Here is a 22,400-nt window from a genome sequence, read left to right on the forward strand (position 1 = left end):
GGCCACCGTGCAGCACCCCTACACCCGCCTGCCCGAGCGGTCCTTCTGGCGCACCGCGGTCGCCGAACCCGACCCGCTCGACATCACCGACCTGTGGACCCCGAAGTTCACCATCGGCCAGGACGACCCCGTCGTCACCGCCGGATCCTGCTTCGCCGCCCACATCGGACGGGCCCTCCTGGAGGAGGGCATGCACTGGTACGACGCCGAACCACCACCGCCTGGCCTCACCCGAGCCGAGCAGTCGGCACGCGGCTACCGCCGCTTCTCCTTCCGGACCGGGAACGTCTACACCGCCGCCGCACTGCGCCAGTGGATCGCCTGGGCGCTCGACGAGGGGAAGCCGCCCGAGGAGGTCTGGGCGGAGGACGGCGCCTTCCACGACCCCTACCGGCCAAGCGTCGAACCGGACGGCTTCGCCTCGCCCACCGACCTGCTGCGCTCCCGCGACACCACCCTCGCCGCCGTCCGCACCGCGCTCGCCAAGGCCGACGTCCTCGTCTTCACCCTCGGCCTGACCGAGGCCTGGCACGACACCCGCACCGGCACGGTCCTGCCGATGTGCCCCGGAACCGTACGCGGCACCTTCGACCCCGCCCGGCACGTCCTGCGCAACCACACGGTGGCCCAGGTGCACGACGACCTGACGGCCCTGCTCGCCCTGGCCCGCACCGTCAACTCCCGGCTGCGGATGGTCCTCACCGTCTCCCCGGTCCCCTTGACGGCCACCGCCACCGGCCGCCACGCCCTCGTCGCCACCACCCACTCCAAGTCCGTCCTGCGCGCGGCGGCCGGCCAACTCGCCGACGAGAGCGACGACATCGACTACTTCCCGTCGTACGAGATCGTCACCGGCCACCCCTACCGGGCGGCCTTCTACGAACCCAACCTCCGCACGGTCAGCCCCGACGGGGTGGCCTTCGTGATGCGGCACTTCTTCGAGGCCGTCCAGGGCCGGACCACCACGCCCATCACCCCCACCCCCGTCGACGGCGGAGAGGACAACCGGTGTGACGACGCAGTGCTCGACTACTACAACCCCCGCCCGCTTCCTGCTGCTCGGTGACTCCCACGCCGGCTGCGTCGGCCGCGCCGCCCAGGCGGCCGAACTGCCTTTCGTGGGAGGCCCGTTGGGATCGGGGCGCGACTTCCTGGGGCCCTTCTTCGACACCGACGCCACCGACCTCACCTTCCGGCAGGCCGGGACACAGCGGTTGTACCGCGAGTTCCTCGACACCCTCGACGTGACCGCACTCGCCGGACTGCGGGTGCCGCTGGTGTGCACCTTCGGCCTGAGCGCCCACACCGTCGCCACCCGACAGAACTGGGACCTCTACCGCGACCGGCACGGAACCGTCCCCGACACCTTCCTGCGCAGCGGCCTCTTCGCCGACCTGATCCGCGCGACCACCCGCGGCGCACTCGCCTTCTACGACCACGCCGCCGCCCTGGGACTGCGCGTCCTGGCGCCCCTGCCGCCCCAGCGCGTCCCCGGCATGTCCGACCCGGAGGTCTTCTTCGCCGCGCAGCACATCCTCGTGGACGAACTCACCGCGAGGGGCGTCGAGTTGGTCGACCTGAGGACCCGCGTCACCGACCACACCGGCCTGCAGCGCCCCGCCTTCTGCCAGCCGGACGACACCATCCACGGCAACCTCGCCTTCGGCCGCCTCGTCGTGTCCGAACTCCTCGACCGAGGCCTGTGAGCCTCGCCCCTTCCCCACCGAAACCAAGGAGGTCCCTCATGGAGGACTACGCGCTCAAGGCCGTCGAGCGGCTCACCACCCGTCCCGCCGAGCCCTACGACACCCTGTCCGTCGCCCCGATCACCCCGCTGCTCGGTGCGGAGGTCACCGGCCTCGACCTGTCCCGGGAGCTGACACCCCAGCAGGAGAAGGAACTCAAGCACGCGTTCCAGACCCACCACGTCCTGGTCTTCCGCGACCAGGACATCACCCCCGAGGAACACAAGCGGTTCGCAGGCGTCTTCGGCGAACTGCACCCCGTCGCCCTCGCACCCGAGGGATCCGACCCGTACATCCTGGAGATCAAGGCGACCAAGGAGTCCCGGGCGGTGGCCGGCAACGGCTGGCACGCCGACGGCACCGCCGACCCCGAACCCTCCCTCGGATCACTGCTCTACATCACCACCGTCCCCGAGGGCGGCAGCGGCGGCGACACCGTCTTCGCCAACATGCACCTCGCCTACGAACTGCTCTCACCGGCGATGCGGAGCTTCCTCGAAGGCCTCACCGCACTCCACGACGGAGCCCTGCCCTGGACCGCCGCCGGACAGACCCCGCCGCCCGAGTACGACGTACCGCGCACCGAGCAGCCGGTCGTCGTCCGGCATCCGGAGAACGACCGCAAGCTGCTGTTCGTCAACGCCCCCTACACCTCCCACATCACCCAGCTGTCCCGCGCCGAGAGCGACGCCCTCCTCGACCTGCTCTACGCGCACATAGCCCACACTCCGCTGCTGCACTGCCGGGTCCGCTGGCAGGAGCGCACCCTTGTCCTCTGGGACAACCGCAGCGTCCAGCACCATGCCGTCTGGGACTACTTCCCGCACACCCGGGAGGGCCGCCGCGTGGCCGTCAACGGCAGTTCCCTGCAGGCCTGAGCCATGCCCACGACCGATATCTTTCCCACCGCGGCCCCGGCCTGGCTGCGGGACGTCGCCGCGGACCTCCACGAGCAGTTGCCGATGGACGTCCGGGACGACTGGAGGGCCCGTCTGCACGACCTTCTCGCCGAAGTCCCGGACGCGGGAGGCCTGTTCGCCGTCCATGTCTGGCAGGCCGCGACGGTCCTGCCGCTCCTCGCCGAGGGGGTGCAGGAGGGGGAGGCCGCCGTGTTCGAGGCTCCGGGGGACCTGCACCGTGCGGCGGCGCACGGCTGGACGCCGGACCGGGACACCTGGAGAACGACGCTCACCCCGATGCTCCTGCACCTCTACGACGCGGCCTACGACCGGACCGGCGCGTACACCGAGGCCCACACGGGCGCCCGCGACTACGCGCTGGCCAACGGTTTCGCCGCGGCGGAGGCGGACGGATACGGCCACGAGTACGCCCGGCTGAGCAGCGACGCGAACGCTCGGGCCTGCGCCGAGGCCCACGCACAGGCACTCGGTCCCGCATTGGCACGGGCCTACGCGGACGACGGGTGCGAGGCGTACGCCGACACGTTTCCCGCCGCCCAACTCCGGGCCGTCGTACGGGTCATGGCGGAACGCGGCGACCCGGCCCCGGCCGCGCGACTGGCGGAGGGGCTCCTCTCGGCGCTGGCGACACCGGGGCCGTAGGCGGCGGGTTCCCCGAATGCACCTGTGTACGGCACTGGACACGGCGGCCGGGTCCATACACGATCCCGTGCATGACAGTCGAGGACGCCATCACCGCCACCGCCGACCGGATCGCCGCGCTGCTCCCGGCGGGGACCGACCCGCGGACGCCGCTGCCGGGCGCCGAGTGGACGGTGGGTGAGGCGGCGGCGCACCTCGCGCTGGCGGGGAAGCTGATGGGGGACATCGGGGCGGGCAAGACACGGCACTACGGCGACGGTACGCCCGGCGGGCTCGCGGCGGCCAACAGCGCGTCCCTGGCCGCCTTTCCGGAGCGGGATCCGGTGGTCCTCGGCACGGTGATAGCGGACCAGGCCCGGGCCTTCGTCACGGCCGCCGCAGGCCGCTCGCCGCAGGAGCAGGTGCTGACACCGATGGGGCCGATGGACCTGGCCACCCTGGGCTCGTACCTGCTCACGCATCTGCTCGGGCACGGCTACGACATCGCGGTCGCGCTGCGCCGGCCGCACATGGTGAGCCGGGAGGTCGTCCCGTTCACGCTGCCCTTCATGCGGCTCGCCATGCCGCGCGTCGTGAACGCCGGCGCGGCCGGTCACCACGCGTGTTACGTGGTGCGGACCGGCCGCGACCGCTTCGCCGTCACCTTCACGGACGGGGTCCCCGCGGTCAGCGACGAGCCGCCCCGGCGGCCCGACTGCACGATCGCCATCGACCCCGTCGCCTTCCTCCTCCTCGCCCTCGGCCGCTGGAGTGCCCCCACCACCATGGCCCGCGCCAAGGTGATCGTCTGGGGCCGCAAACCGTGGCTCGGGCCGCGCTTCCCGGGGCTGTTCACGGCGCCGTAGCCGACGCCCTGAACTTACCTACGCCCAGCAGCCGTTGACGGTGGCGGCGAGGCCGTCGAGGGCGTCCTTCGTGGCGGCGGGGTCGGCGGTGGAGTTGTTCTCGATGAAGGAGAAGACCTTCCAGTTCCCGTCCGCCGCCTTGGTCAGTCCGCTCAGCGCGATCGCACCGGTGAGCGTGCCCGTCTTGGCCATCACCTTGCCGACCGCGCACTGGGAGTCGGCGGTGTCGAACCGGCCCCACTCGGGTCCCAGCGTCGAGCCGGCCTCGCCCGCGACGGGCAGTCCGTCCACGATGTACTTCAGCGTCGGGGCGTTGGCCGGGTCGTCGGCCAGGTCGAGGATGTCGGCGATGGTCTGCGCCGGGATGCGGTTGGAGCGGGACAGCCCGCTGCCGTCGTGGATCTCGAAGTTGGCCAGCGAGATGCCGTACTGCGTGAGGACCTGGCGAACGACCGCCGTGCCGTCCTCGAAGGTGGCCGGGCGGCCCGAGGCGAGCGCCGTCATCCGGAGCAGGGTCTCGGCGATATCGTTGTCACTCACCTTGAGCATGTGCTCCACGATGGCCGACAGCGCCGCGGACCGGTGCTCCGCCACGGGGACGGCTCCGGTGCCCGCCACGCCGTGGACGACACTGCCGGTGACCGTGACACCTTGCGCGGCGAGGAGCTTCGCGAAGGTCTGGCCGGCGTCCAGGGACGTGTCCGTGACGTGGTGGCCGTCGACCACCAACGCCCGTACGGGAGCGATGGAGTCGGGGTAGTAGCCGTCGTTCCAGCCGACGGCGAGCGAGGGCTGGGGGAAGAGGCTGTCGTCCACCTGGACCTTCACCGAGGTCAGGCCCGCGCTCTTCAGACCCGCGACGACGGTCGTGACCATCGCGCCGAGGTCGGCGGAGGTCAGGGTGCGGTCCCCGCCCCCGACCAGGGTGAGCGTACCGGCGTCGTAGACGACCTTCGTGGTGAAGCGGTGATCGGGGCCGAGGACCGTGAGCGCGGCCGTCGAGGTGCCGAGCTTGGTGTTGGACGCCGGCATCAGCGCGGTGGTCGCGTCATGGCCCCACACGACGTTGTTGGACTGCGCGTCGATGACCACCCCGCTGAGCGTGGTGCCGAGCCGGGTGTCCTGGATGCGGGTGTCGAGGTTGGTCGCGATCTTCTGCTCGGAGGGGTCGAGCGTGGCGGCGGTCCGCCCGGCGGCGAACGCGGACGTGCCGAACAGGATCGTCCCGGCGACGGGGGCGGTCACCGCGATGACGGCGACCCGGCGGAACATCGGACTGACCGTTCTGCTCTTGCGGTGGCGTCCGCTCGCGTGGTCGGTGGAGGGGGAGTTGGGCATGGCCGCCTCGGTGCAGGGGGGTGTGAGTGGGGGCGTACGAAAGATCCGGGGATCTTGAAAGGGGAAAGTAACAGCTCCAACTCACGTTACCCATGGGTACGTTGTGAAGAGCAGGAGCCTGGCCGATTTACGACGGTGCCGTCAGTCGTCGTCCCCGAAGGGCAGCGCGTCGAGGTCCCCGGTGAAGCCCTCCAGGCTCGGGAACATCAACTCCAAGGCGTCGTCCGGCAGTTCCTGCCGGGCGCCCGAGGCGGTCAGCGCCTGCTCCGTCCAGATGCACTTGCCCGTCGATGTATAGCGCGTGCCCCAGCGCTGGGTGAGAGCGGTGATCAGCTGCAGGCCGCGCCCGCCCTCGTCGGTGTCCGTGGCGCGGCGGATACGCGGCATCGTCAGACTGCCGTCGAAGACCTCGCAGATCAGCTCGGCGCCGTGCAGGAGGCGCAGGCTGACCGGGCCCTTCGCATGCCGCACCACATTGCCCACCAGCTCGCTGGCCAGGAGTTCCGTGGTCGGGGCCAGATCCTCCAGTCCCCAGGTGCTCAGCTGCTCCCGCACATGACGGCGGGCCTGACCGGCCGCTCGCGGATCCTCGGGCAGCGACCAGGACGCGATCTTGTCGGGGGTCAGGGCGTGCAGCCGGGCGACGAGCAGCGCGGCGTCGTCGGCCGTCGGATGCTCGGCGGGGAGCAGACCCGCCGTGAGGGTGTCGCACAGCCGCTCCAGGCCCGCTCGCCCCAGGTCCGCCTCCCCGCCGGACCTGTGCGCCGCGCTCAGCAGCCGCGCCAGATCCGCCATGCCCTCGTCCATCTCACGCTTCGACGACTCCACCAGACCGTCGGTGTAGAGGACCAGCAGACTTCCCTCCGGCACCTTCAACTCCACCGTCTCGAAAGGCGGTTCCGCCGCGCCGAGCGGCGGGTCGGCCGACAGCTTGGGGAAGTGCACCGTGCCGTCCGGGTGGACCACGGCCGGCGGCGGATGACCGGCCGCGGCGATGGAACAGATCTGGGTCGTCGAGTCGTAGAGCGCGTACAGACACGTCACGTACGACTCCTCGCCCATCCCGGCGACGAGGTCGTTCAGATGGCTCATGATCTCGTCGGGCGGCAGCTCCAGATCGGCGAGGGTGTGCAGCGCGGTACGCAGCCGGCCCATCGTCGCCGCCTCCGGCAGACCGTGGCCCATCACATCGCCCACCACGAGGGCCACCTGACCGCCCGACAGCGGGATGATGTCGTACCAGTCGCCGCCCACGTCCATGCCCTGGCCCGCCGGGAGGTAACGGGCGGCGGCGGTGCACGCCGGCAGCTCGGGAAGCGCCCGGGGAAGCAGACTGCGCTGCAGCTCACGGGAACGGTCGTGCTCGGCGTCGTAGAGCCGGGCTCGTTCCAGTGCCTGGGCGACCAGGGCGCAGATCGTGGCGAGCAGGGTGCGTTCCTCGTCGGTGAGCCGGCGCGGGTGGTCGAAGGCCACGACGCAGACGCCGAAGGTGTGGCCGGACGCGGTCAGCGGGAGGAACGCCCACGCCTGCTTCTCGGCCCTGGCCGGTCTGGCGGCCAGCTCGGGGTAGCGGGCCGAGTACTCGTCGACCGAGGAGAGGAACAGCGGCACCCCGGACGCGATCACGTCCCAGGACGGCTCGCCGGGGGTCCGGGCGTGGCCGTCGACAACGCCGAGGAATTCCTCCGGGTAGCCGTCCGCTCCCACGGTGTACAGCCGGTCGCCCTCGATGGCCTGCACCAGAAGTCCGGTCGCGGCGAACGGCGGCAGCACCCGGCGGGCGACCGCGGCCACCACGTCCTGCGAGGTCGTCGCCTTGGCGAGGGCGGCCGTCAGTTCCCCGATCCGGGCCGCGCGCCGGGCCGCCGCCAGCTCGGACGCCCTGCGCTCCTCCTCGTGCTGCCGTTTCTCGGTGACGTCGGTGAGATAGAGGGTCACTCCGTCGGGCCCCGGGACCAGCCGCAGGTGGTGGCGACGGCCGGTGCCCTCCAACTGGGCGTCGAAGCCGACCGGCGTCTCCTCGGCCGCGGCCTTCCGGCAGCGGTCCTCCAGGCCCGGGACGTTCCGTACCGTGGGCAGCTCCCACAGGAGGCGCCCGAACAGCTCCTCTTCGGACAGGCCCAGCGTTCGCTCCGCCTCCAGGTTGGCGAAGGTGATGCGCCAGTCGTCGTCCACGGCGAGGAACCCGTCGCTCATATGGCGCAGGGCCCGGCTGAGGGAGTCCCGGGCGGACCGTGACTCGTTGCTCTCCCAGCCCACGCCGATCATCCGGAGCGGCTCACCGTGCTCGTCGTAGGTCGCCCGGCCCCGGGCCTGGGTCCAGCCGTACGTCCCGTCCAGGCGGCGCACCCGGTACTCGGCCTCGTACACGCCGTGGTCGCGGATCGCCCGGCCGGCCGCGTCCAGCGTCGGCGCCAGGTCGTCGGGGTGGACGATCCGCATCCAGTTCTCGATCTTGCCGGTGTAGTCCTCGGGCCTGGTGCCGTAGAGCTCCAGGGCCGCCTCGTCCCAGATCAGCTCGCCGCTGCGGATGTCCCAGTCCCACGAACCGACGCTGACCTGCTTCAGCGCCTGCCGCAGCCGGTCACGGTGGCCGGCCGGCTCCGTGCTGGAGGGGCCGGAGGGAGGCGGCGCCTGGCTCATGCGCTCCTCGGTCCAGGCGACCAGGTCCCGGAGGAAGGCCCACTGCCGCGGTGTGGGCTCACCCTGCTCGCCCATCAGGACCGTGAGCGCGCCGATGCTGCGGTCCCCGCCGGACACCGGCACGGCGGCCAGGCCGGTGCCGGGCCAGGAGAGCTTCTGGCCCGCGGACCGGCTCACGGGCGCGGGCTCCACCGGAACCCACACACCGCTGCCCTGGTGCAGCGCCCTGGCCGGGGCCGTCGGGCCCTCCTGGTCGATGATCTCCCACGGGCGGGTCAGGGCGGGAGGCAGACCGGTCGACGACACCAGCCGCAGCGCTGACATCGGGCCACGCAGATGAATCGCTCCACCGAGGGCCCCCAGCTCGCCCACCGCGTGCTGCAGTGCCAGCCGGAAGACTTCGCTCTCGGTGACGCCGGGGTCCACAGTGCCGAGCAGAGCCAGACGTGCGTTCATACCGTAAATTTTACCGTTCCCGCCTCACATGACACGGTGCTCCGCAGGACTCCCACCTTTGGCTCAAGCTGTCGCCCACGGCTCTCAACAACCAGCGCTCCAGGCCGAGTTGCATCGGAGTTCCGCCGATGTTCCCTCGGGTGACAATACTCGGCATCCGGGACACCCGCGCCCTGTGCGACGGAAGGGCCCGTCGGCGGTGCGGCGTTCACGGAACGGGTGGCAAGCGGTAACGACCGACGACTACCTTCGTGGTCGTCCAGGAACCCCTTGATCATGCCCGCACGTTGTCACACCGTCAGGCTCACCGCCCACCCGCCAACGAGGAGCGGCATGGACATCGGCGTATTCATCCCCATCGGCAACAACGGCTGGCTCATATCGAAGAGCGCGCCCCAGTACCGCCCGAGCTTCGAGCTGAACAAGGCCATCGTGCAGAAGGCCGAGGAGCACGGGCTCGACTTCGCGCTGTCGATGATCAAGCTCAAGGGATTCGGCGGTGAGACGGAGTTCTGGGACCACAACCTGGAGTCGTTCACCCTGATGGCGGGCCTGGCCGCCGTCACGGAGCGGATCAAGCTGTACGCCTCCACCCCCATCCTGGTGCTGCCCCCGGCGATCGTCGCGCGGATGGCCACGACGATCGACTCCATCGCTCCCGGCCGCTTCGGCATCAACATCGTCACGGGCTGGGCCCCCGGCGAGTACTCCCAGATGGACCTGTGGCCCGGCGACGAACACTTCGGCAACCGCTACGCCCGCGCCGCCGAGTACGTCACCGTGATGAAGGAGCTGTGGAGCGAGGGCGTCAGCAACTTCAAGGGCGAGTTCTACGAGATGGACGACTGCGTGCTGTCCCCGCGCCCGGCGGACGGCCACATCGACATCGTTGCCGCCGGACAGAGCAACACTGGGATCCGGTTTGCCGCCGAGCACGCCGAGTACAACTTCATCCTCGGCAGCGGTGTCAACACCCCCCTCGCGCTGTCGGGCACCACGGCCACGCTCGTGGAAGCGGCCGAGGAGACCGGCCGTGACGTGGGCGCGCTCTCCCTCTTCATGGTCATCGCCGACGAGACCGACGAGGCCGCCCGCGCCAAGTGGCAGGACTACCACGACAACGCCGACCACGCGGCGCTGGCGTACATGGCCGGTGAATCGGCCACCGACACCACCGCCGACGACACCTCCACCGCCCGCACCATCGTGCTGCCCGAGGGCGCGGTCAACTTCAACATGGGCACACTGGTCGGGTCGTACGAGACCGTCGCGAGGATGCTCGACGAGGTCGCCGAGGTCGAGGGCACCAAGGGCATCATGCTCGTCTTCGACGACTTCCTCGAAGGCCTGGAGAACTTCGGTACGCGTATCCAGCCGCTGATGAAGTCCCGGGCACAGTCCCGCTGACCCCTTTCCGCGCGAAGGCGGCCCCGGAGCCGGACACACCCACTGTCCGACCGCTCCGGGCGTCGCTCCGGACCCGCCAGGACAGGAAGGACGCGCCATGACCCGTCGCTCCCAGCAGGAGGACTACGAGCGCGCCGGGCTCGACGGGCGGCTCAGCCCCGGCACCTCCCCGGCGCTGATCCTGGTGGACCCCGCCCGCGCCTACGTCGACCCGGACTGCCCGCTCTACGCCGGCGTCGAACCGGCGGTCGACGCGATGCGGACCCTGCTGGCCGACGCACGCCGGGCCGGGATTCCGGTCGTCGTCACGCGGGTGCTGCTGAGGGCGGACGGCAGTGACGGAGGGATCTTCTTACGCAAGGTGCCGAGCCTGCGAGTGTTCGTGGAAGGCAGCCCCTTCGGCGAGTTCATCGACGGACTGGCACCGACGGCGGACGAACTCACCGTGACGAAGCAGTGCCCGAGCGCCTTCTTCGGCACCGGGCTGGCCGATCACCTCACCGCGGCCCGTATCGACACGGTCCTCATCGGCGGACTCTCGACGAGCGGCTGCGTCCGCGCCACCGCCCTGGACGCCATGCAGCACGGTTTCGTCCCGATCGTGGTCGAGGAGGCGGTCGGCGACCGGGATCCCGACATCCACGCGGTGAATCTCTTCGACATCGCGCACAAGATCGGTGAGGTCTGGCCGATCGAGCGCGTCCAGAAGTACCTGGAGCCGTTCGGCTGACCGGGGTGCCGGTTGCTACGCCGCGCGGTGCCGCCCCATGACGGGCTCGGCCAGCACTCTCGCCACCGGGCAGAGGGTCTGACCGTGCCGGGCGAAGAGTTCGTCGCGTGAGTCGAAGCGGCCCAGATCCGCCACTACGTAGGCCGAGAGGTCGCATCCGGCGCCCGCCGTCGGGCAGAGCGTCGTGCCGTCCCAGTCGATCGCCGTTCTGGACAACGCCTCGAACAGCGTCTCCGAGCCGGAGTTGGTGAATCCGGCCTCGTCACCGTCGCTCAACTCCCCAAGGCTGCCGAAGAGTTCGGACACCGCCAGCCAGGAGGCGGACGGCCCGTCGTCAAGACGGAATTCCGGCCAGGCCAGCAGAACCCGGTCCGGGACGATCCGGCGCAACCGGGGAAAACGCGGATACCAGAACGTCCCGTCCACCAGCAGACCGCGCACCCGGGTGGCCACCCCGGCGGCCCGCGCCACGGCTTCGAGTACGGCGAGCCGCTGGCTGCACGAGCCACGGCCCCGGCGCAGCACCTCGGACACCGGCCGCTCGTCCTGCACCGAGTACACCGGCCGTACCGCTTCGGTGATCCGGCGGTGGGCGTGGCGCAAGGTCTCGATCCGTCGGGCGTTGTCCGCGTCCGCCGTCACGTCGAGCCCGTCGAGCAGCGAGGCCACGAGCGGATCCCGCCAGTCGAGGATCCGCGTCGGGGCCGTGCTCCCCGTCGCTGCCACACCGCCGGTCGTGCCGACACGGGAACGCCTTCGCGGTGTGAGCAGCGAACTGGTCATGATCGTGGTCCTCTCGTCGGACGGCCCCGACGGTCAGGGGTGTCCTTCAGCGATGACCATCATGAAGGAGAAGTTGAACGTGTTCAACTCTGTATGCTGCCCGTCCGTCAGCCGATGTGGAGGTCGTCGACGTAACCGCGGTAGCCGCCCGCGGCGCCCGAGTCCCTCAGGTTGCTGCCGTCGGTGAAGACCAGGTCGACGGCGACGCAGGTGCTGTTGTCGGAACCGGCGTCCACCCAGGGGGTGGTGGCATGGGACTGCGGGAGGATCCAGTAGCTGAACGTGGTGTCGCCCCGGACGGTGAGCGGTGCGCCGTTGAAGCCGGAGAGCTGCATGTAGGCGTGGTCGTACGGTCCGCCGTCGGCGCGGCCCGAGTACATCAACGTCTCCATGTGCCGGCAGCGCCTCGACGGCATCGTCGTCGAGGCGTTCGGCGAGAACCACGCCTACCTCCAGCCCGAACTGGACGCGGGCGTACCGCTGGTGGCCATGGACCGCCCGATGAGCGGCATCTCCGTGGACTGCGTGATGTCCGACAACGCCTCCGGCATGGCCTTTCACCACCTCCACCGGCACGGCCACCGCCGCATCGCCTACATCGGCGACAGTGAACGCGTCTTCTCCGGCCGCGAGCGCGCCGCGGCCTTCCATGCGGCCCTGGGCGCCCACGGCGAGGCGGTCGAGGGCCTGGTGCACCCCGGCGAGATCGGCCGAACAGCCGTCGAACTGCTCCGCGCCCGCATCGCCGACCCCGCCCGTCCCGTGCAGTCCGTGGTCAGGACGCGAGCGGGCCCTGCATCACGAGGGCGAGGCTCTGTTCGGCGTCGTTGTTCAGGGCCTTGTGGAAGGCGCTGTCGTAGGCGTCGTCCCCGACCGCCTTGCGGGCCTGGAGCTCCCATTCCTCGCGGACGGCGGAGAGTTCGGGTGTGCCGTGGTTCGGGTGGCCGAGCATGCGCCAGAAGGTGTTCCCGGTGCCGGACGTACGCGCTGCCGCGATGCCGTTGCCCTGCACCGCGTTCGCCCCGGTGAGGAGGTCGAGCGCGAGGGCGATTCCGAGATTGTCGTTGAGGTTGTGCTTGCTGGTGAGCATGGCCCGGGCATGGAGTTCGGCGTCGTGCGCGCGTCCCTGGAGGAGGTCTATGAAGGCGAGTTGGTGGAACGCGTACGACCGCGCCCAGTGCTCGCCGTACCGCACGCTGAGGCGGCGCAGGGCGACGGCTGCCTCGTAGGCCTCGGCCAGTCGGCCCAGCGCGGAGTGGGCGAAGGTGCGGATCACCATGCAGCAGAGTTGCGGCGCGCCCGACGGCGGCGACTGGCCGTGGGTGATCAGGGCGTGGTCGCAGACGTCGTACGCGTCCTGGGGCCGGCCCGCCATGAGGTGGGTGAGGCCGACCGTGTGGGCGGCGAAGAGCTCCGACTGCGGGTCACCGTCCTGGTGTGCGGCGGCGGTGCATTCCTCCCCGATACGCAGGGCGCTGCGGTGGTCGCCCTGGAGGGTGAGGGTGATACCCAGGGCCCACAGGGCGCGGGTGCGGGAGGGGCCCTTGGGGGTGTCGAGGGCCAGGGCGCGTTCGAGGTAGTCGCGGGATTCGTGGAGGTGTCCGCAGCAGGGCCAGAACAGGCCGGTGCGGCCGGCCATCTCCAGGGCGGCCTCGTGGTCCGTCTCGATGAGGTGGTCGAGTGCCGCGCGTACGTCGCTGTGGCTGGCCGAGATCCGCGCGTACCAGGCGACCTGCTGTTCGCTGAGCCAGCCGGCCTCGGCCTCTTCCAGCACGGTGGCGAAGTGCGCGGCGTGCAGTTTGACGAGTGTCTGTTCCTCACCGAGTTCCGCGAGCCACATGGCGCCGTACTCGCACAGCGTGTCCAGCATGCGGTAGCGGACGCCCACCCGTTGCAGCACGGACTGGTCGGCCAGCCGGTCGAGGAGCCGGGGGACGGCATCGGCGTCGAGCGGGCCGCCGGCGCACACGGATTGCGCGTCCGCCGCGTCGAGGGGGCCGCGGAAGACGGAGAGCCTTGCCCACAGCAGGCGTTCCAGCGGAGAACACAGTTCGTGGCTCCAGCCGATCGCCGTACGAAGGGCCCGGTGACGCCGGGGCCACGCGGTCTCGTCGACGAGCGTGTCGAGGCGTGAGGCGAGGCGCTCGGCGATCTCGCCGAGGCTGTTCTCCCGCAGCCGTGCGCAGGCCAGTTCGACCGCGAGCGGGATCCCGTCCAGGCGGTGGCAGATGGCGGCGACGGTCTCGGCGGAGGCGGGGGAGTCGAGGGACACGTCCGGGGCGGCCGTGGCACAGCGGTCGCGGAAGAGGCGTACGGCGTCGCTGGCACCGCCGTCGTCCATCGACAGCGGAGCCACCTCGACGAGCTGCTCACCCCGGACACCGATGGGCTGTCTGCTGGTGGCCATGACCGTCAACTCCGGTGCGGAGGCGAGGAGTTCGCTCACCAGGAGGAGGCAGGCGGGCAGCACACGCTCGCAGCAGTCGAAGACGAGCAGCACCTGTCGGCCGGCCAGCCACTCGCACAGTGCTTCGACGGGAGCGCGCGGATTGTGGTCCAGGAGATCGACGGCGTCGCAGACCGTGGCGGTGAACAGCCGGTCGTCGTAGAGGTTCGACAGGTCGACCCACCAGACCCCGTCGGCGTACCGGTCCCGAACCTGCTCCGCGACGCGCAGTGCCAGCCGGCTCTTGCCCACACCTCCGCCACCGGTGAGAGTGACCGACCGATGCTGCGTCAACGCCGTTCCGACTGCGTCGAGTTCGCTTGCGCGGCCGACGAAGCTGGTCGTCACGACGGGGAGGTTGCCTACCACGGTCCCATCCTGCACGGCCTGAGCACGGCACTAAACCCTCTCGCGGGAAACGGTCACAGGTGATCGGGCTTGATAATCAATCGGTCGTTCCGTGCCTCGTGGCCGGTCCGCCGTGACGCCGTCGGTTCAGAGGCTCCCGGGGCGGACCAGACCGGTCCGCTTGACTCCGCTCAGGAGGGGCGTGACCTCCAGGGTGGAGATGTGAGGGAGGGCGCCGATGGTGTCGCTCACGAAGCGGTAGAGCGCGTCGAGATCGGTGGCGGCGACCGCCACGAGGAGGTTCGCGGCGCCGGTGGTGGCGGAGGCGAAGCGGACCTGTGGATGGCGGCTGAGCCTGTGGCCCGTCTCCTCCAGACCGACGGGTGCGACGTTGATCCACAGCAGTGCTTCGGTACGGATGCCCAGCCTGGCCAGGTCGACCTCGGTCGCGAGCCTGAGCACCTGGTTGTCGAGCAGCGCCTCCAGCCGGCGCCGGGCGGTGAGGGGAGTGGTGTCGGCGCGGCGCGCGAGATTGGCGTAGGAGGCCCGCCCGTCCTCGATCAGGGACGTGACCAGGGTGTGGTCGACGGGTTGGAGACCCTGGCGGACGGCCGGGACGGAGGGTTCCGACCTCAGGCTGGTCAGCTCGGCCTCCGTCAGCAGGCCGCCGCTCCAGTCGAAGGCCGCCGGGAAGACCCGCAGCAGGATGTGCGAGGTCCACGACTGGACGGCGGGAGTGGCGGGAAGGTCGCGCAGCAGCAGCGAGTTGCGTGCGTCCGGTCCGTCCAGGAACAGGATGGTGCAGATCTCGTCGCCGCCGCCGAGGACGTCCACCCAGACGGTGTCGGCGCGACGGGCCAGGGTGGCGGCGATGGCACTGATCTGGTTGGGCCGGCACTTGATGCGCAGCGCCAGCGGAATCAGATCGGGAAACCACAGGGGGTTGCGTACGGCGGTGGCGCGCAGCGTCCGGTCGTGGAACAGCGGTGCCGCGCGACGCACCACGGTGCGCTCCGAGATGCCGAGGACACGCCCGACCGTGCGCCACGAGGCCCGCGGGGAGGCGAGCAGCGCGGCGGCGATCCGACTGTCCGTCTCGTTGAGCGGTTGGCTTGCTTTCGCCGAATTCCTGGATCTGCTGTCCTTCATCCGTGGTCTCAACCTCTCCTACAGGTCCGGATCGATACTCCCGGACGAAAACGCCTCGGAGCAACCGGGACGGGCAAGGCCAGGGGCATCACGCAGGGCGGGGCGGTCTCCTTCCGGTGAGCTGCCGGCCGGCCGACTCGAACAACCCACCCGGGCACGGGTGTTCACCGCGGTGCAGACCGACGAGCTGTTCCGCGACGGCGCGTTGCGGATCGCCGACCACCACGCGGCCGAGGGGTTCCTTGCCACCACCGAGTAGTCCTGCCACCAGGCTGGGCCGCACGGGGCGCGAATCAATCCACTTTCTTGCGGCTGGCCCTGTCCTCGCCGCGCAGCCGCCCGCTGAGATGGCGCAGAAACCGCCGCAGCCGCTCGAAAGGCCCTTGATGACCATGCCGCGCACCCGCTCGTTCGTGCAGGTCGACGTGTTCTGCACGAGCCCCTACTCAGGCAATCCGGTCGCGGTCGTCCTGGACGGGACGGACCTGACCGACGAGGAGATGCAGCGCCTGGCCCGCTGGACGAACCTCTCCGAGACCACGTTCGTACTGCCACCCACCGCCCCGGAGGCGGACTACCGGCTGCGGATCCTCACGCCCCGGGGAGAGCTGCCGTTCGCCGGTCACCCCACCCTCGGCTCCGCCCGCGCCTGGCTGGACGGTGGCGGCACACCGCGCGACGCCGACCGCATCGTCCAGGAGTGCGCCGCGGGCCTGGTCACCGTGCGCCGCGGCGAGGACACCCTGTCCTTCGCCGCCCCGCCCCGAGTACGAGAGGGTGCGCTCGACGACGAGTACCTGCAGCGGATCACGGCCGCGTTCGGCATCGCGCGGGACCGGGTCGTGGCCCACCAGTGGGTCGACAACGGTCCGGGCTGGGCGGTGCTCCAACTCCCCACGGCCGAGGAGGTCCTGGCCCTCGAACCAGACCTCTCCCTCATCCCGGGCGCGATGGTCGGCGCGATCGGCGCCCACCCCGCCGGGCATCCGTACCGCTACGAGATGCGCACCTTCGCCCCCGCCGTCGACGTGCCCGAGGACCCGGCCTGCGGCAGCATGAACGCCGGCGTCGGCCAGTGGCTCACCTCCACCGGCGCCGCACCCTCCTCCTACCGCGTCTCCCAGGGCACCCGACTGGGACGGGCCGCGAGCATCGAGATCACCGCCGACCCGGACGGCACCGTCTGGGTCAGCGGCGCCGCCACCATCCGAATCCGCGGCACCATCACCCTCTGACACCCCCTGACCGCGATCCTCACGTGCTGTCGGCGGAGAGCGTCTTCATGCTGACGTAGCTGGTCACCGTGGCCACGCCGGGCAGGCTCGCCAACTGGTTGGCGTGGAAGTCCTCGTAGGCCGGCAGGTCGGCCACCTCGACCTGGAGCAGATAGTCGAAGTTGCCGGTGATGTGGTGGGCGTGGACCACCTCGGGCAGCCGGGTCACGGCACTCTCGAACGCGACCACGTCCGCGCGGGTGTGCCGCATCAGCCGTACACCCGCGAACACCCGCAGGCCGCGGCCGACCGCGGCGGGATCGATCAGCGCCCGGTAGCCGCGGATCACCCCGGCCTCCTCCAGTTGACGCCCCCGCCGCAGACACGGAGACGGCGACAGCCCGACCCGGGCCGCGAGCTCGTTGTTGCTGATACGGCCGTGCTGTTCGAGTACGGCCAGGATCGACCGGTCCACCTCATCCATGGTGGCAGATTATTGCTCCCGGGGATTGCCTAGCACAATCATGCACCCTCGTTGCGCGCAATTTGCTGCCAAAATTGCCGAGATCCGGATGTATCGGAGCTCCGGTCGGCCACGCTTCTTCATGGAGTCACACCGACGGTCCACGGAGGGCAGCCATGCCGGGCAACAGCACCATCACCGTTCACGCCGATCGCGAAGTCCACCCCAGCCGTGCCGTGGCACCGCCCATCTACCAGACGGCGGCGTTCTCGGCCGAGGACGCCGAGACGTTCGCACAGGGCGCCGTCGCGCCACGCGGCAAGGACTTCTACACCCGTTTCGGCAACCCGAACCACGCCCAGGTCGCGGCCGTCGTCGCCGAACTGGAGCACACCGAGGCGGCCATGGTCACCGCGTCCGGGATGGCCGCGCTCACCACCGCCGTCCTGGCCCTGGTGTCCGCCGGCGACCACGTCATCGGGCAGAGGTCCACCTACGGCGGCACGGCGTCGGTGCTGCTGAACCTGCTGCCGCGCCTCGGCGTGTCGACCACCCTGGTGGACCAGACCGACCCCGAGGCGTTCGCGCGGGCACTGACCCCGCAGACCCGCCTCATCCTGGTGGAGACCCCGAGCAACCCACTGCTGCAGATCACCGACCTGCGCGCCGTCACGGACCTGGCCCGCGCGCACGACGTACTGACCGTCGCCGACAACACCTTCGCCACCCCGCTGAACCAGCGGCCGACGGACCACGGCATCGATCTCGTCTGGCACAGCGCGACCAAGTACCTCAACGGCCACTCGGACGTCTCCGCCGGAGTGCTCGCCGGGGCGGCGGAGATCCTGGACCGCGTCTGGGACGTCGGCCTGCTCACCGGTGCCACGCTCGGCCCGATCGACGCGTGGCTCCTGCTGCGCGGCATACGCACCCTGCCGCTGCGCGTGCCCCGGCACAACGCCAACGGCCTGGCACTCGCGGAGGCCCTGACCGCGCATCCGGCGGTGGCGAAGGTGCACTATCCCGGTCTGACGACCCACCCCCAACACAAGCTGGCCGTGGACCAGATGAGCGGTTTCGGCGGGGTGCTCGGCATCGAGTTCACCGGCGGCTTCGAGATGGCCGACGCCTTCCTCGGCCACCTGCGCTACCCCCGCCGGTCGGCCAGCCTCGGCGGCGTCGAGTCGCTGGCCGTGCATCCGGCGTCCATGTGGCGCGGGATGCTCAGCGAGGAACAGATCGCGGAGTCGGTTCCGCTCGGCCTGGTCCGGCTCGCCGCAGGCACGGAGGACACGGCCGACCTGGTCGCCGACGCGCTCGCCGCGGCCGACGCGGTGCTCACCACGACGTGACCCTCAACCATCCGAAAGCCTCTGTGAAGGAGTTCTCCCATGAAGACCCTGCTCACCGGCGGCACCGTGGTCAGCATGGACCCGGCTGTCGGCGACCTCCGACGCGGGGACGTGCTGATCGACGACGGCGTGATCGTCCAGGTGGCCGAGCACATCGACGCACCGGACGCCGAGGTGATCGACGCGACCGACCGGATCGTCATGCCCGGCTTCGTCGACAACCACCGTCACTCCTGGCAGACCGCGTTCCGAGGCGTGGGCGCCGACTGGACGTTCCCCGAGTGGGCGGTGGCCATGCACGGCACGGTCAAGCCCCACTACCAGCCCGAGGACGTCTACGCGGGCACCCTGCTCGGCCGCCTGGAGGCCCTGCACTCCGGGGTGACCACGATGCTGGACTGGTACCACGTCGCGCAGAGCCACGCGCACGAGGACGCCGCCGTCGCCGCGCTGCGGGACGCGCCGGGCAGGTCGATCTTCTGCCTCGGCGCCGGCTGGGGCACCTCCGGCTCCGTCGACGCCGACATCCGCCGCGTCCGCGCCGACCTGACCGGAGACGGCCTGGTCACCATGGCGCTGGGGCTGCGCGGCGCCGACGACACCAGCATGGACACCGTCGCCCGCGAACTGAAGCTCGCGGCCGAACTCGGCCTGCGCACCAGCCTGCACGTCGACGGCGACGGTGCGAGCGGCGGCGACGGTACGCGGCACCCGGTCGCCGATCTGCACGAGCACGGCCTGCTGCGGGACACCACCACCTTCGTGCACGCCAACGGGCTCGGAGACGAAGAGCTGCGCATGCTCGCCGACGCGGGCAGCTCGGTGTCGATCAGCCCGGACGTCGAGCTGAAGATGGGCTTCGGCTGGCCGATGACGGGCCGGGTACTGGCGGCGGGCCTGCGGCCGACGCTGTCCGTCGACGACGTCCCGTCCGTCGGCGGCGACATGTTCTCCACGCTCCGCACCGCCTTCGCCGTACAGCGCGGACTGGACGGCGGCCTGCGCTCGCGCGACCTGCTGGAGTTCACCACCGTCGACGCCGCTCGGTCCTGCGGGCTCGACGCCCGCGTCGGCAGCATCACGCCCGGCAAGGACGCCGACATCATCCTGCTCCGCACCGACGACCTGACCGTCTTCCCGGTCACCGACCCGGCCGCCACCCTGGTGAGCGCCGGGCACCCCGGCCTGGTCGACACGGTCCTCGTCGCCGGTCGCGTGGTCAAGCGCGACGGGGTGCTCGTGGGAGTCGACCTGCCGGCCCTGCGTTCCCGCCTGCTCGCCTCACGCAACCGGATCGCGGAGGCCGCCGGTATCCCGCTCGACGGCACCTGGCGTCCGCGCCCGGAGGCGAAGTAGGAGGGCTCGACGACGCAGGTCGTACGACTGCGGCCGGGCGACGATCCGACCAATCGCCGGTGATTGCGCAGGAGTTCGCGACTGGCGTCGATCCAGTCACGCAGCCGGGCCAGGCGATGATGAGCGCCTCATGGGCGAGATCGACCGCGTCGTTGTCCAGGGTGATCAGACGGGCGCGGGCCAGTTGCTCCAGGGCGAGATCGGTGTCCTCAGTACCGGCGGGATTGAGTTCGCTGTGCGGTGTGGGGCGAGGGGTGTCCCGGGCGCCTTCGCCGGGGGTGATCATGCGATCGATGCGGTTCATCCGATCTGGCGCCGAAACAGCCCGGGCCCCGGGGATCAGACATCATCCCCGGGGCCCGGCCTCCGGAACTCACGACCCTGCGTGCGGAGTTACATGGTTTCCGCGCACGGGTCCAGCTCAGCCCTCGACGACGCCGGAAGCGGCGATCTCGATCTTCGCCTTGGTGGCGCCCGACTGCGAGCCCAGGGACTCGATCTTGTCGATGATCTCCTGACCCTCGATGGCCTCGCCGAAGACGACGTGCTTGCCGTCGAGCCACGAGGTGACGATGGTCGTGATGAAGAACTGCGAGCCGTTGGTGTTGCGGCCGGCGTTCGCCATCGACAGCAGGTAGGGGCGGTCGTGCTTCAGGTCGAAGTTCTCGTCCGCGAACTTCTCACCGTAGATGCTCTTGCCACCGGTGCCGTTGTGGTTGGTGAAGTCACCGCCCTGCAGCATGAACTGCGGGATGACGCGGTGGAAGCCGGAGCCCGCGTAGCCGAACCCGTTCTGCCCGGTGGCCAGCTCGCGGAAGTTCCGGGCGGTCTTCGGGACGACCTCGTCGAAGAGGCTGAAGACGATGCGGCCTGCGGGGGCACCGTCGATGGTGATGTCGAAGTAGACGTTGCTCATAATAAATTCTGTCACTTTCAGTGTGTTGCACACTGCCCGGCGCAGCAGTGTGCCGAACGCCGGACCGTTACCTCAGATAGCCCTGATAGCAGAACTCTATCCACAGACCCGATGTCCTCACTGTCGGTACCGACAGTGCGTACTGTGCGGGGCCGGCGGATCGGCGGGTGCCGTGGGTGTCCGCTGATAAAGTGGGACAACGCTTCGAGATCGCCGGGGCCCGTACCAAGGGGTGCGGGCCCCGGCGCGTTGCGGGCAACAGACCGAGGAAGGTTCCCATGAACGCGTCGCCGCCGACCGCCTCCTTCGCCACGCTCGGACTGCCACCCGAGCTGGTCGGGACGATGACGGACCTCGGGGTGACCGAGCCCTTCCCGATCCAGGCGGCGACGCTGCCCGACGCGCTGGCCGGCCACGACGTGCTGGGCCGGGCACGGACCGGTTCCGGCAAGACACTCGCTTTCGGGCTCCCGCTGCTCGTACGGACCGCGGGCCTGCGCGCGGAACCGAAGAGGCCGCTCGCGCTGGTCCTGGTGCCGACCCGGGAACTCGCACAGCAGGTGAACGACGCGCTCGCACCGTACGCGCGGACAGTGGGCGTGCGACTGGCGACGGTGGTCGGCGGTCTGTCGATCAACCGACAGCAGGCGCTGCTGCGCACCGGTGTCGAGGTGGTCATCGCGACGCCGGGGCGGCTGGCCGACCTGGTGTCGCGCCGCGACTGCCAGCTGAACCAGGTACGGATCACGGTGCTGGACGAGGCGGACCAGATGTGCGACCTGGGGTTCCTGCCGCAGGTCTCGGACATCCTGGACCAGGTCCGCCCCGACGGGCAGCGGCTCCTGTTCTCGGCCACGCTCGACCGCGACGTCGACCGGTTGGTCCAGGACTACCTCCACGACCCCGTTCTCGCATCGGTCGACCAGGCGGCGGGCTCGGTCCCGGCGATGGAACACCACGTGCTGAACATTCACGGCGCCGACAAGTACGCCACGGCGACCGAGATCGCCGCCCGGGACGGCCGGGTGCTGATGTTCCTGGACACCAAGGCGGGGGTCGACCAGTTCACCCGCCACCTGCGGGCCGGCGGGGTACGGGCGGCGGCCCTGCACAGCGGGAAGTCACAGCCGCAGCGCACCCACACACTCGCCCAGTTCAAGAACGGCGAGGTCACCGTGCTGGTGGCCACCAACGTCGCCGCGCGCGGCATTCACATCGACGCGCTCGACCTCGTCGTCAACGTGGACCCGCCGGCCGATGCCAAAGACTACCTGCACCGGGGTGGGCGTACCGCGCGCGCCGGGGAGTCCGGGAAGGTGGTCACCCTGGTGACGCCCGGCCAGCGGCGTGAAGTGAACCGCATGATGTCCGAGGCCGGCATCCGGCCGACCGTCACACAGGTGCGCTCCGGCGAGGAGAAGCTGACGGCCATCACCGGAGCCAAGCGCCCTCCGGCGGGGACGAAGACCACCGGCAACGCCCCCTTCCGCGGGATGGGCACCCGTCCGGGCCGACCGGCCAAGGAGTCCCGCAAGGCCGCCGAGGCCCGCAAGACCGCGGAAGCCCGCGCGGCGGCCCGGGTACGCAAGAGCCGCTGACCCCACGGACGACGACGGCATCGAAGCCGTCAGGCCGGGGTCGTACGCG

General features: G+C 70.6%; 19 protein-coding genes and 1 pseudogene. 11 read left to right on the forward strand and 9 right to left on the reverse strand.

What is annotated here, in order from left to right; translation table 11 throughout:
* The first annotated feature begins 7 nt into the window (after positions 1-7).
* The 5 genes from OC490_RS32835 (at position 8) to OC490_RS32855 (ending at position 4,152) form a co-directional block, all read left to right on the forward strand.
* The gene (locus OC490_RS32835; protein ID WP_262061660.1) at positions 8-1,066 is read left to right on the forward strand and encodes a GSCFA domain-containing protein; all 1,059 of its coding nucleotides are present in this window, start codon (positions 8-10) and stop codon (positions 1,064-1,066) included.
* Positions 1,011-1,706 (forward strand): hypothetical protein, encoded by a 696-nt coding sequence (locus tag OC490_RS32840; RefSeq protein WP_262061661.1) that lies wholly within the window; start codon positions 1,011-1,013, stop codon positions 1,704-1,706. Before OC490_RS32835 ends, OC490_RS32840 begins: the two co-directional genes overlap by 56 nt.
* Positions 1,707-1,744: 38 nt before the next feature.
* Positions 1,745-2,623: a TauD/TfdA dioxygenase family protein gene (locus tag OC490_RS32845; RefSeq protein WP_262061662.1), complete on the forward strand. Its 879-nt coding sequence runs from the start codon at positions 1,745-1,747 to the stop codon at positions 2,621-2,623.
* A 3-nt stretch (positions 2,624-2,626) separates the two neighbouring features.
* Positions 2,627-3,307 carry a hypothetical protein gene (locus OC490_RS32850; RefSeq protein WP_262061663.1) on the forward strand — a complete coding sequence of 227 codons (681 nt, stop codon included), beginning with the start codon at positions 2,627-2,629 and terminating at the stop codon, positions 3,305-3,307.
* 71 nt (positions 3,308-3,378) lie between these two features.
* Positions 3,379-4,152, forward strand: a complete 774-nt coding sequence (locus OC490_RS32855; protein WP_262061664.1) for a maleylpyruvate isomerase family mycothiol-dependent enzyme — start codon at positions 3,379-3,381, stop codon at positions 4,150-4,152.
* 18 nt (positions 4,153-4,170) lie between these two features.
* On the opposite strand, the gene dacB is transcribed toward OC490_RS32855, so the two are convergent.
* Positions 4,171-5,490: a D-alanyl-D-alanine carboxypeptidase/D-alanyl-D-alanine-endopeptidase gene (dacB, locus tag OC490_RS32860; RefSeq protein WP_262061665.1), complete on the reverse strand. Its 1,320-nt coding sequence runs from the start codon at positions 5,488-5,490 to the stop codon at positions 4,171-4,173.
* Between the two features lie 141 nt (positions 5,491-5,631).
* On the reverse strand, positions 5,632-8,589 hold the full coding sequence (locus tag OC490_RS32865; RefSeq protein WP_262061666.1) for a SpoIIE family protein phosphatase: 2,958 nt from the start codon (positions 8,587-8,589) through the stop codon (positions 5,632-5,634).
* Positions 8,590-8,922: 333 nt separating this feature from the next.
* On the opposite strand from OC490_RS32865, the gene rutA reads away from it, so the two are divergent.
* Together rutA and OC490_RS32875 are read left to right on the forward strand one after the other, a co-directional pair.
* Positions 8,923-9,996 carry a pyrimidine utilization protein A gene (rutA, locus tag OC490_RS32870; protein ID WP_262061667.1) on the forward strand — a complete coding sequence of 358 codons (1,074 nt, stop codon included), beginning with the start codon at positions 8,923-8,925 and terminating at the stop codon, positions 9,994-9,996.
* A gap of 97 nt (positions 9,997-10,093) precedes the next feature.
* Positions 10,094-10,726: an isochorismatase family protein gene (locus OC490_RS32875; RefSeq protein ID WP_262061668.1), complete on the forward strand. Its 633-nt coding sequence runs from the start codon at positions 10,094-10,096 to the stop codon at positions 10,724-10,726.
* A gap of 15 nt (positions 10,727-10,741) precedes the next feature.
* Here the strand turns inward: OC490_RS32875 and OC490_RS32880 are convergent, their stop codons facing one another.
* From OC490_RS32880 to OC490_RS32895, 4 genes are all read right to left on the reverse strand, one after another.
* Complete coding sequence (locus OC490_RS32880; RefSeq protein ID WP_262061669.1) at positions 10,742-11,509, reverse strand: transglutaminase-like domain-containing protein; 768 nt, start codon at positions 11,507-11,509, stop codon at positions 10,742-10,744.
* Between the two features lie 107 nt (positions 11,510-11,616).
* A complete protein-coding gene (locus tag OC490_RS32885) occupies positions 11,617-11,901 on the reverse strand; it encodes a hypothetical protein (RefSeq protein ID WP_262061670.1) in 285 nt (94 codons plus the stop codon).
* A gap of 383 nt (positions 11,902-12,284) precedes the next feature.
* Positions 12,285-14,303 (reverse strand): ATP-binding protein, encoded by a 2,019-nt coding sequence (locus tag OC490_RS32890; protein WP_262061671.1) that lies wholly within the window; start codon positions 14,301-14,303, stop codon positions 12,285-12,287.
* A gap of 147 nt (positions 14,304-14,450) precedes the next feature.
* Positions 14,451-15,452: an Lrp/AsnC ligand binding domain-containing protein gene (locus tag OC490_RS32895; protein WP_262061672.1), complete on the reverse strand. Its 1,002-nt coding sequence runs from the start codon at positions 15,450-15,452 to the stop codon at positions 14,451-14,453.
* Positions 15,453-15,838: 386 nt separating this feature from the next.
* Here OC490_RS32895 and OC490_RS32900 point away from each other — a divergent pair, with 386 nt between their 5' ends.
* Complete coding sequence (locus tag OC490_RS32900; protein WP_262061673.1) at positions 15,839-16,687, forward strand: PhzF family phenazine biosynthesis protein; 849 nt, start codon at positions 15,839-15,841, stop codon at positions 16,685-16,687.
* 19 nt (positions 16,688-16,706) lie between these two features.
* Here the strand turns inward: OC490_RS32900 and OC490_RS32905 are convergent, their stop codons facing one another.
* On the reverse strand, positions 16,707-17,150 hold the full coding sequence (locus tag OC490_RS32905; protein ID WP_262061674.1) for an Lrp/AsnC family transcriptional regulator: 444 nt from the start codon (positions 17,148-17,150) through the stop codon (positions 16,707-16,709).
* 155 nt (positions 17,151-17,305) lie between these two features.
* Here OC490_RS32905 and OC490_RS32910 point away from each other — a divergent pair, with 155 nt between their 5' ends.
* Both OC490_RS32910 and OC490_RS32915 read left to right on the forward strand, forming a co-directional pair.
* Entirely contained in the window at positions 17,306-18,481 is a 1,176-nt protein-coding gene (locus OC490_RS32910; RefSeq protein ID WP_262061675.1) for a trans-sulfuration enzyme family protein, read from the forward strand.
* 39 nt (positions 18,482-18,520) lie between these two features.
* Positions 18,521-19,837, forward strand: coding sequence for an amidohydrolase family protein (locus OC490_RS32915; RefSeq protein ID WP_262061676.1), 1,317 nt, complete (start codon positions 18,521-18,523; stop codon positions 19,835-19,837).
* A gap of 166 nt (positions 19,838-20,003) precedes the next feature.
* Here the strand turns inward: OC490_RS32915 and OC490_RS49635 are convergent.
* Both OC490_RS49635 and OC490_RS32920 read right to left on the reverse strand, forming a co-directional pair.
* Positions 20,004-20,141, reverse strand: a pseudogene (locus OC490_RS49635) (hypothetical protein); the annotation flags it as partial.
* 117 nt (positions 20,142-20,258) lie between these two features.
* Positions 20,259-20,753 (reverse strand): peptidylprolyl isomerase, encoded by a 495-nt coding sequence (locus OC490_RS32920; protein WP_262061677.1) that lies wholly within the window; start codon positions 20,751-20,753, stop codon positions 20,259-20,261.
* Positions 20,754-21,031: 278 nt separating this feature from the next.
* On the opposite strand from OC490_RS32920, the gene OC490_RS32925 reads away from it, so the two are divergent.
* The gene (locus OC490_RS32925; protein WP_262061678.1) at positions 21,032-22,351 is read left to right on the forward strand and encodes a DEAD/DEAH box helicase; all 1,320 of its coding nucleotides are present in this window, start codon (positions 21,032-21,034) and stop codon (positions 22,349-22,351) included.
* Positions 22,352-22,400: the final 49 nt, after the last annotated feature.

Source organism: Streptomyces sp. STR69 (assembly GCF_024519455.1).
Lineage (GTDB): Bacteria > Actinomycetota > Actinomycetes > Streptomycetales > Streptomycetaceae > Streptomyces.

Coding starts and splice junctions, on each gene's coding strand:
- OC490_RS32850 (WP_262061663.1), top strand. CDS start 2,627: ATGCCCACGACCGATATCTTTCCCACCGCGGCCCCGGCCTGGCTGCGG.
- OC490_RS32885 (WP_262061670.1), bottom strand. CDS start 11,901: ATGGAGACGTTGATGTACTCGGGCCGCGCCGACGGCGGACCGTACGAC.
- OC490_RS32905 (WP_262061674.1), bottom strand. CDS start 17,150: ATGGATGAGGTGGACCGGTCGATCCTGGCCGTACTCGAACAGCACGGC.
- OC490_RS32900 (WP_262061673.1), top strand. CDS start 15,839: ATGACCATGCCGCGCACCCGCTCGTTCGTGCAGGTCGACGTGTTCTGC.
- OC490_RS32910 (WP_262061675.1), top strand. CDS start 17,306: ATGCCGGGCAACAGCACCATCACCGTTCACGCCGATCGCGAAGTCCAC.
- OC490_RS32865 (WP_262061666.1), bottom strand. CDS start 8,589: ATGAACGCACGTCTGGCTCTGCTCGGCACTGTGGACCCCGGCGTCACC.
- OC490_RS32875 (WP_262061668.1), top strand. CDS start 10,094: ATGACCCGTCGCTCCCAGCAGGAGGACTACGAGCGCGCCGGGCTCGAC.
- OC490_RS32920 (WP_262061677.1), bottom strand. CDS start 20,753: ATGAGCAACGTCTACTTCGACATCACCATCGACGGTGCCCCCGCAGGC.
- dacB (WP_262061665.1), bottom strand. CDS start 5,490: ATGCCCAACTCCCCCTCCACCGACCACGCGAGCGGACGCCACCGCAAG.
- OC490_RS32895 (WP_262061672.1), bottom strand. CDS start 15,452: ATGAAGGACAGCAGATCCAGGAATTCGGCGAAAGCAAGCCAACCGCTC.
- OC490_RS32880 (WP_262061669.1), bottom strand. CDS start 11,509: ATGACCAGTTCGCTGCTCACACCGCGAAGGCGTTCCCGTGTCGGCACG.
- OC490_RS32855 (WP_262061664.1), top strand. CDS start 3,379: ATGACAGTCGAGGACGCCATCACCGCCACCGCCGACCGGATCGCCGCG.
- OC490_RS32915 (WP_262061676.1), top strand. CDS start 18,521: ATGAAGACCCTGCTCACCGGCGGCACCGTGGTCAGCATGGACCCGGCT.
- OC490_RS32925 (WP_262061678.1), top strand. CDS start 21,032: ATGAACGCGTCGCCGCCGACCGCCTCCTTCGCCACGCTCGGACTGCCA.
- rutA (WP_262061667.1), top strand. CDS start 8,923: ATGGACATCGGCGTATTCATCCCCATCGGCAACAACGGCTGGCTCATA.
- OC490_RS32845 (WP_262061662.1), top strand. CDS start 1,745: ATGGAGGACTACGCGCTCAAGGCCGTCGAGCGGCTCACCACCCGTCCC.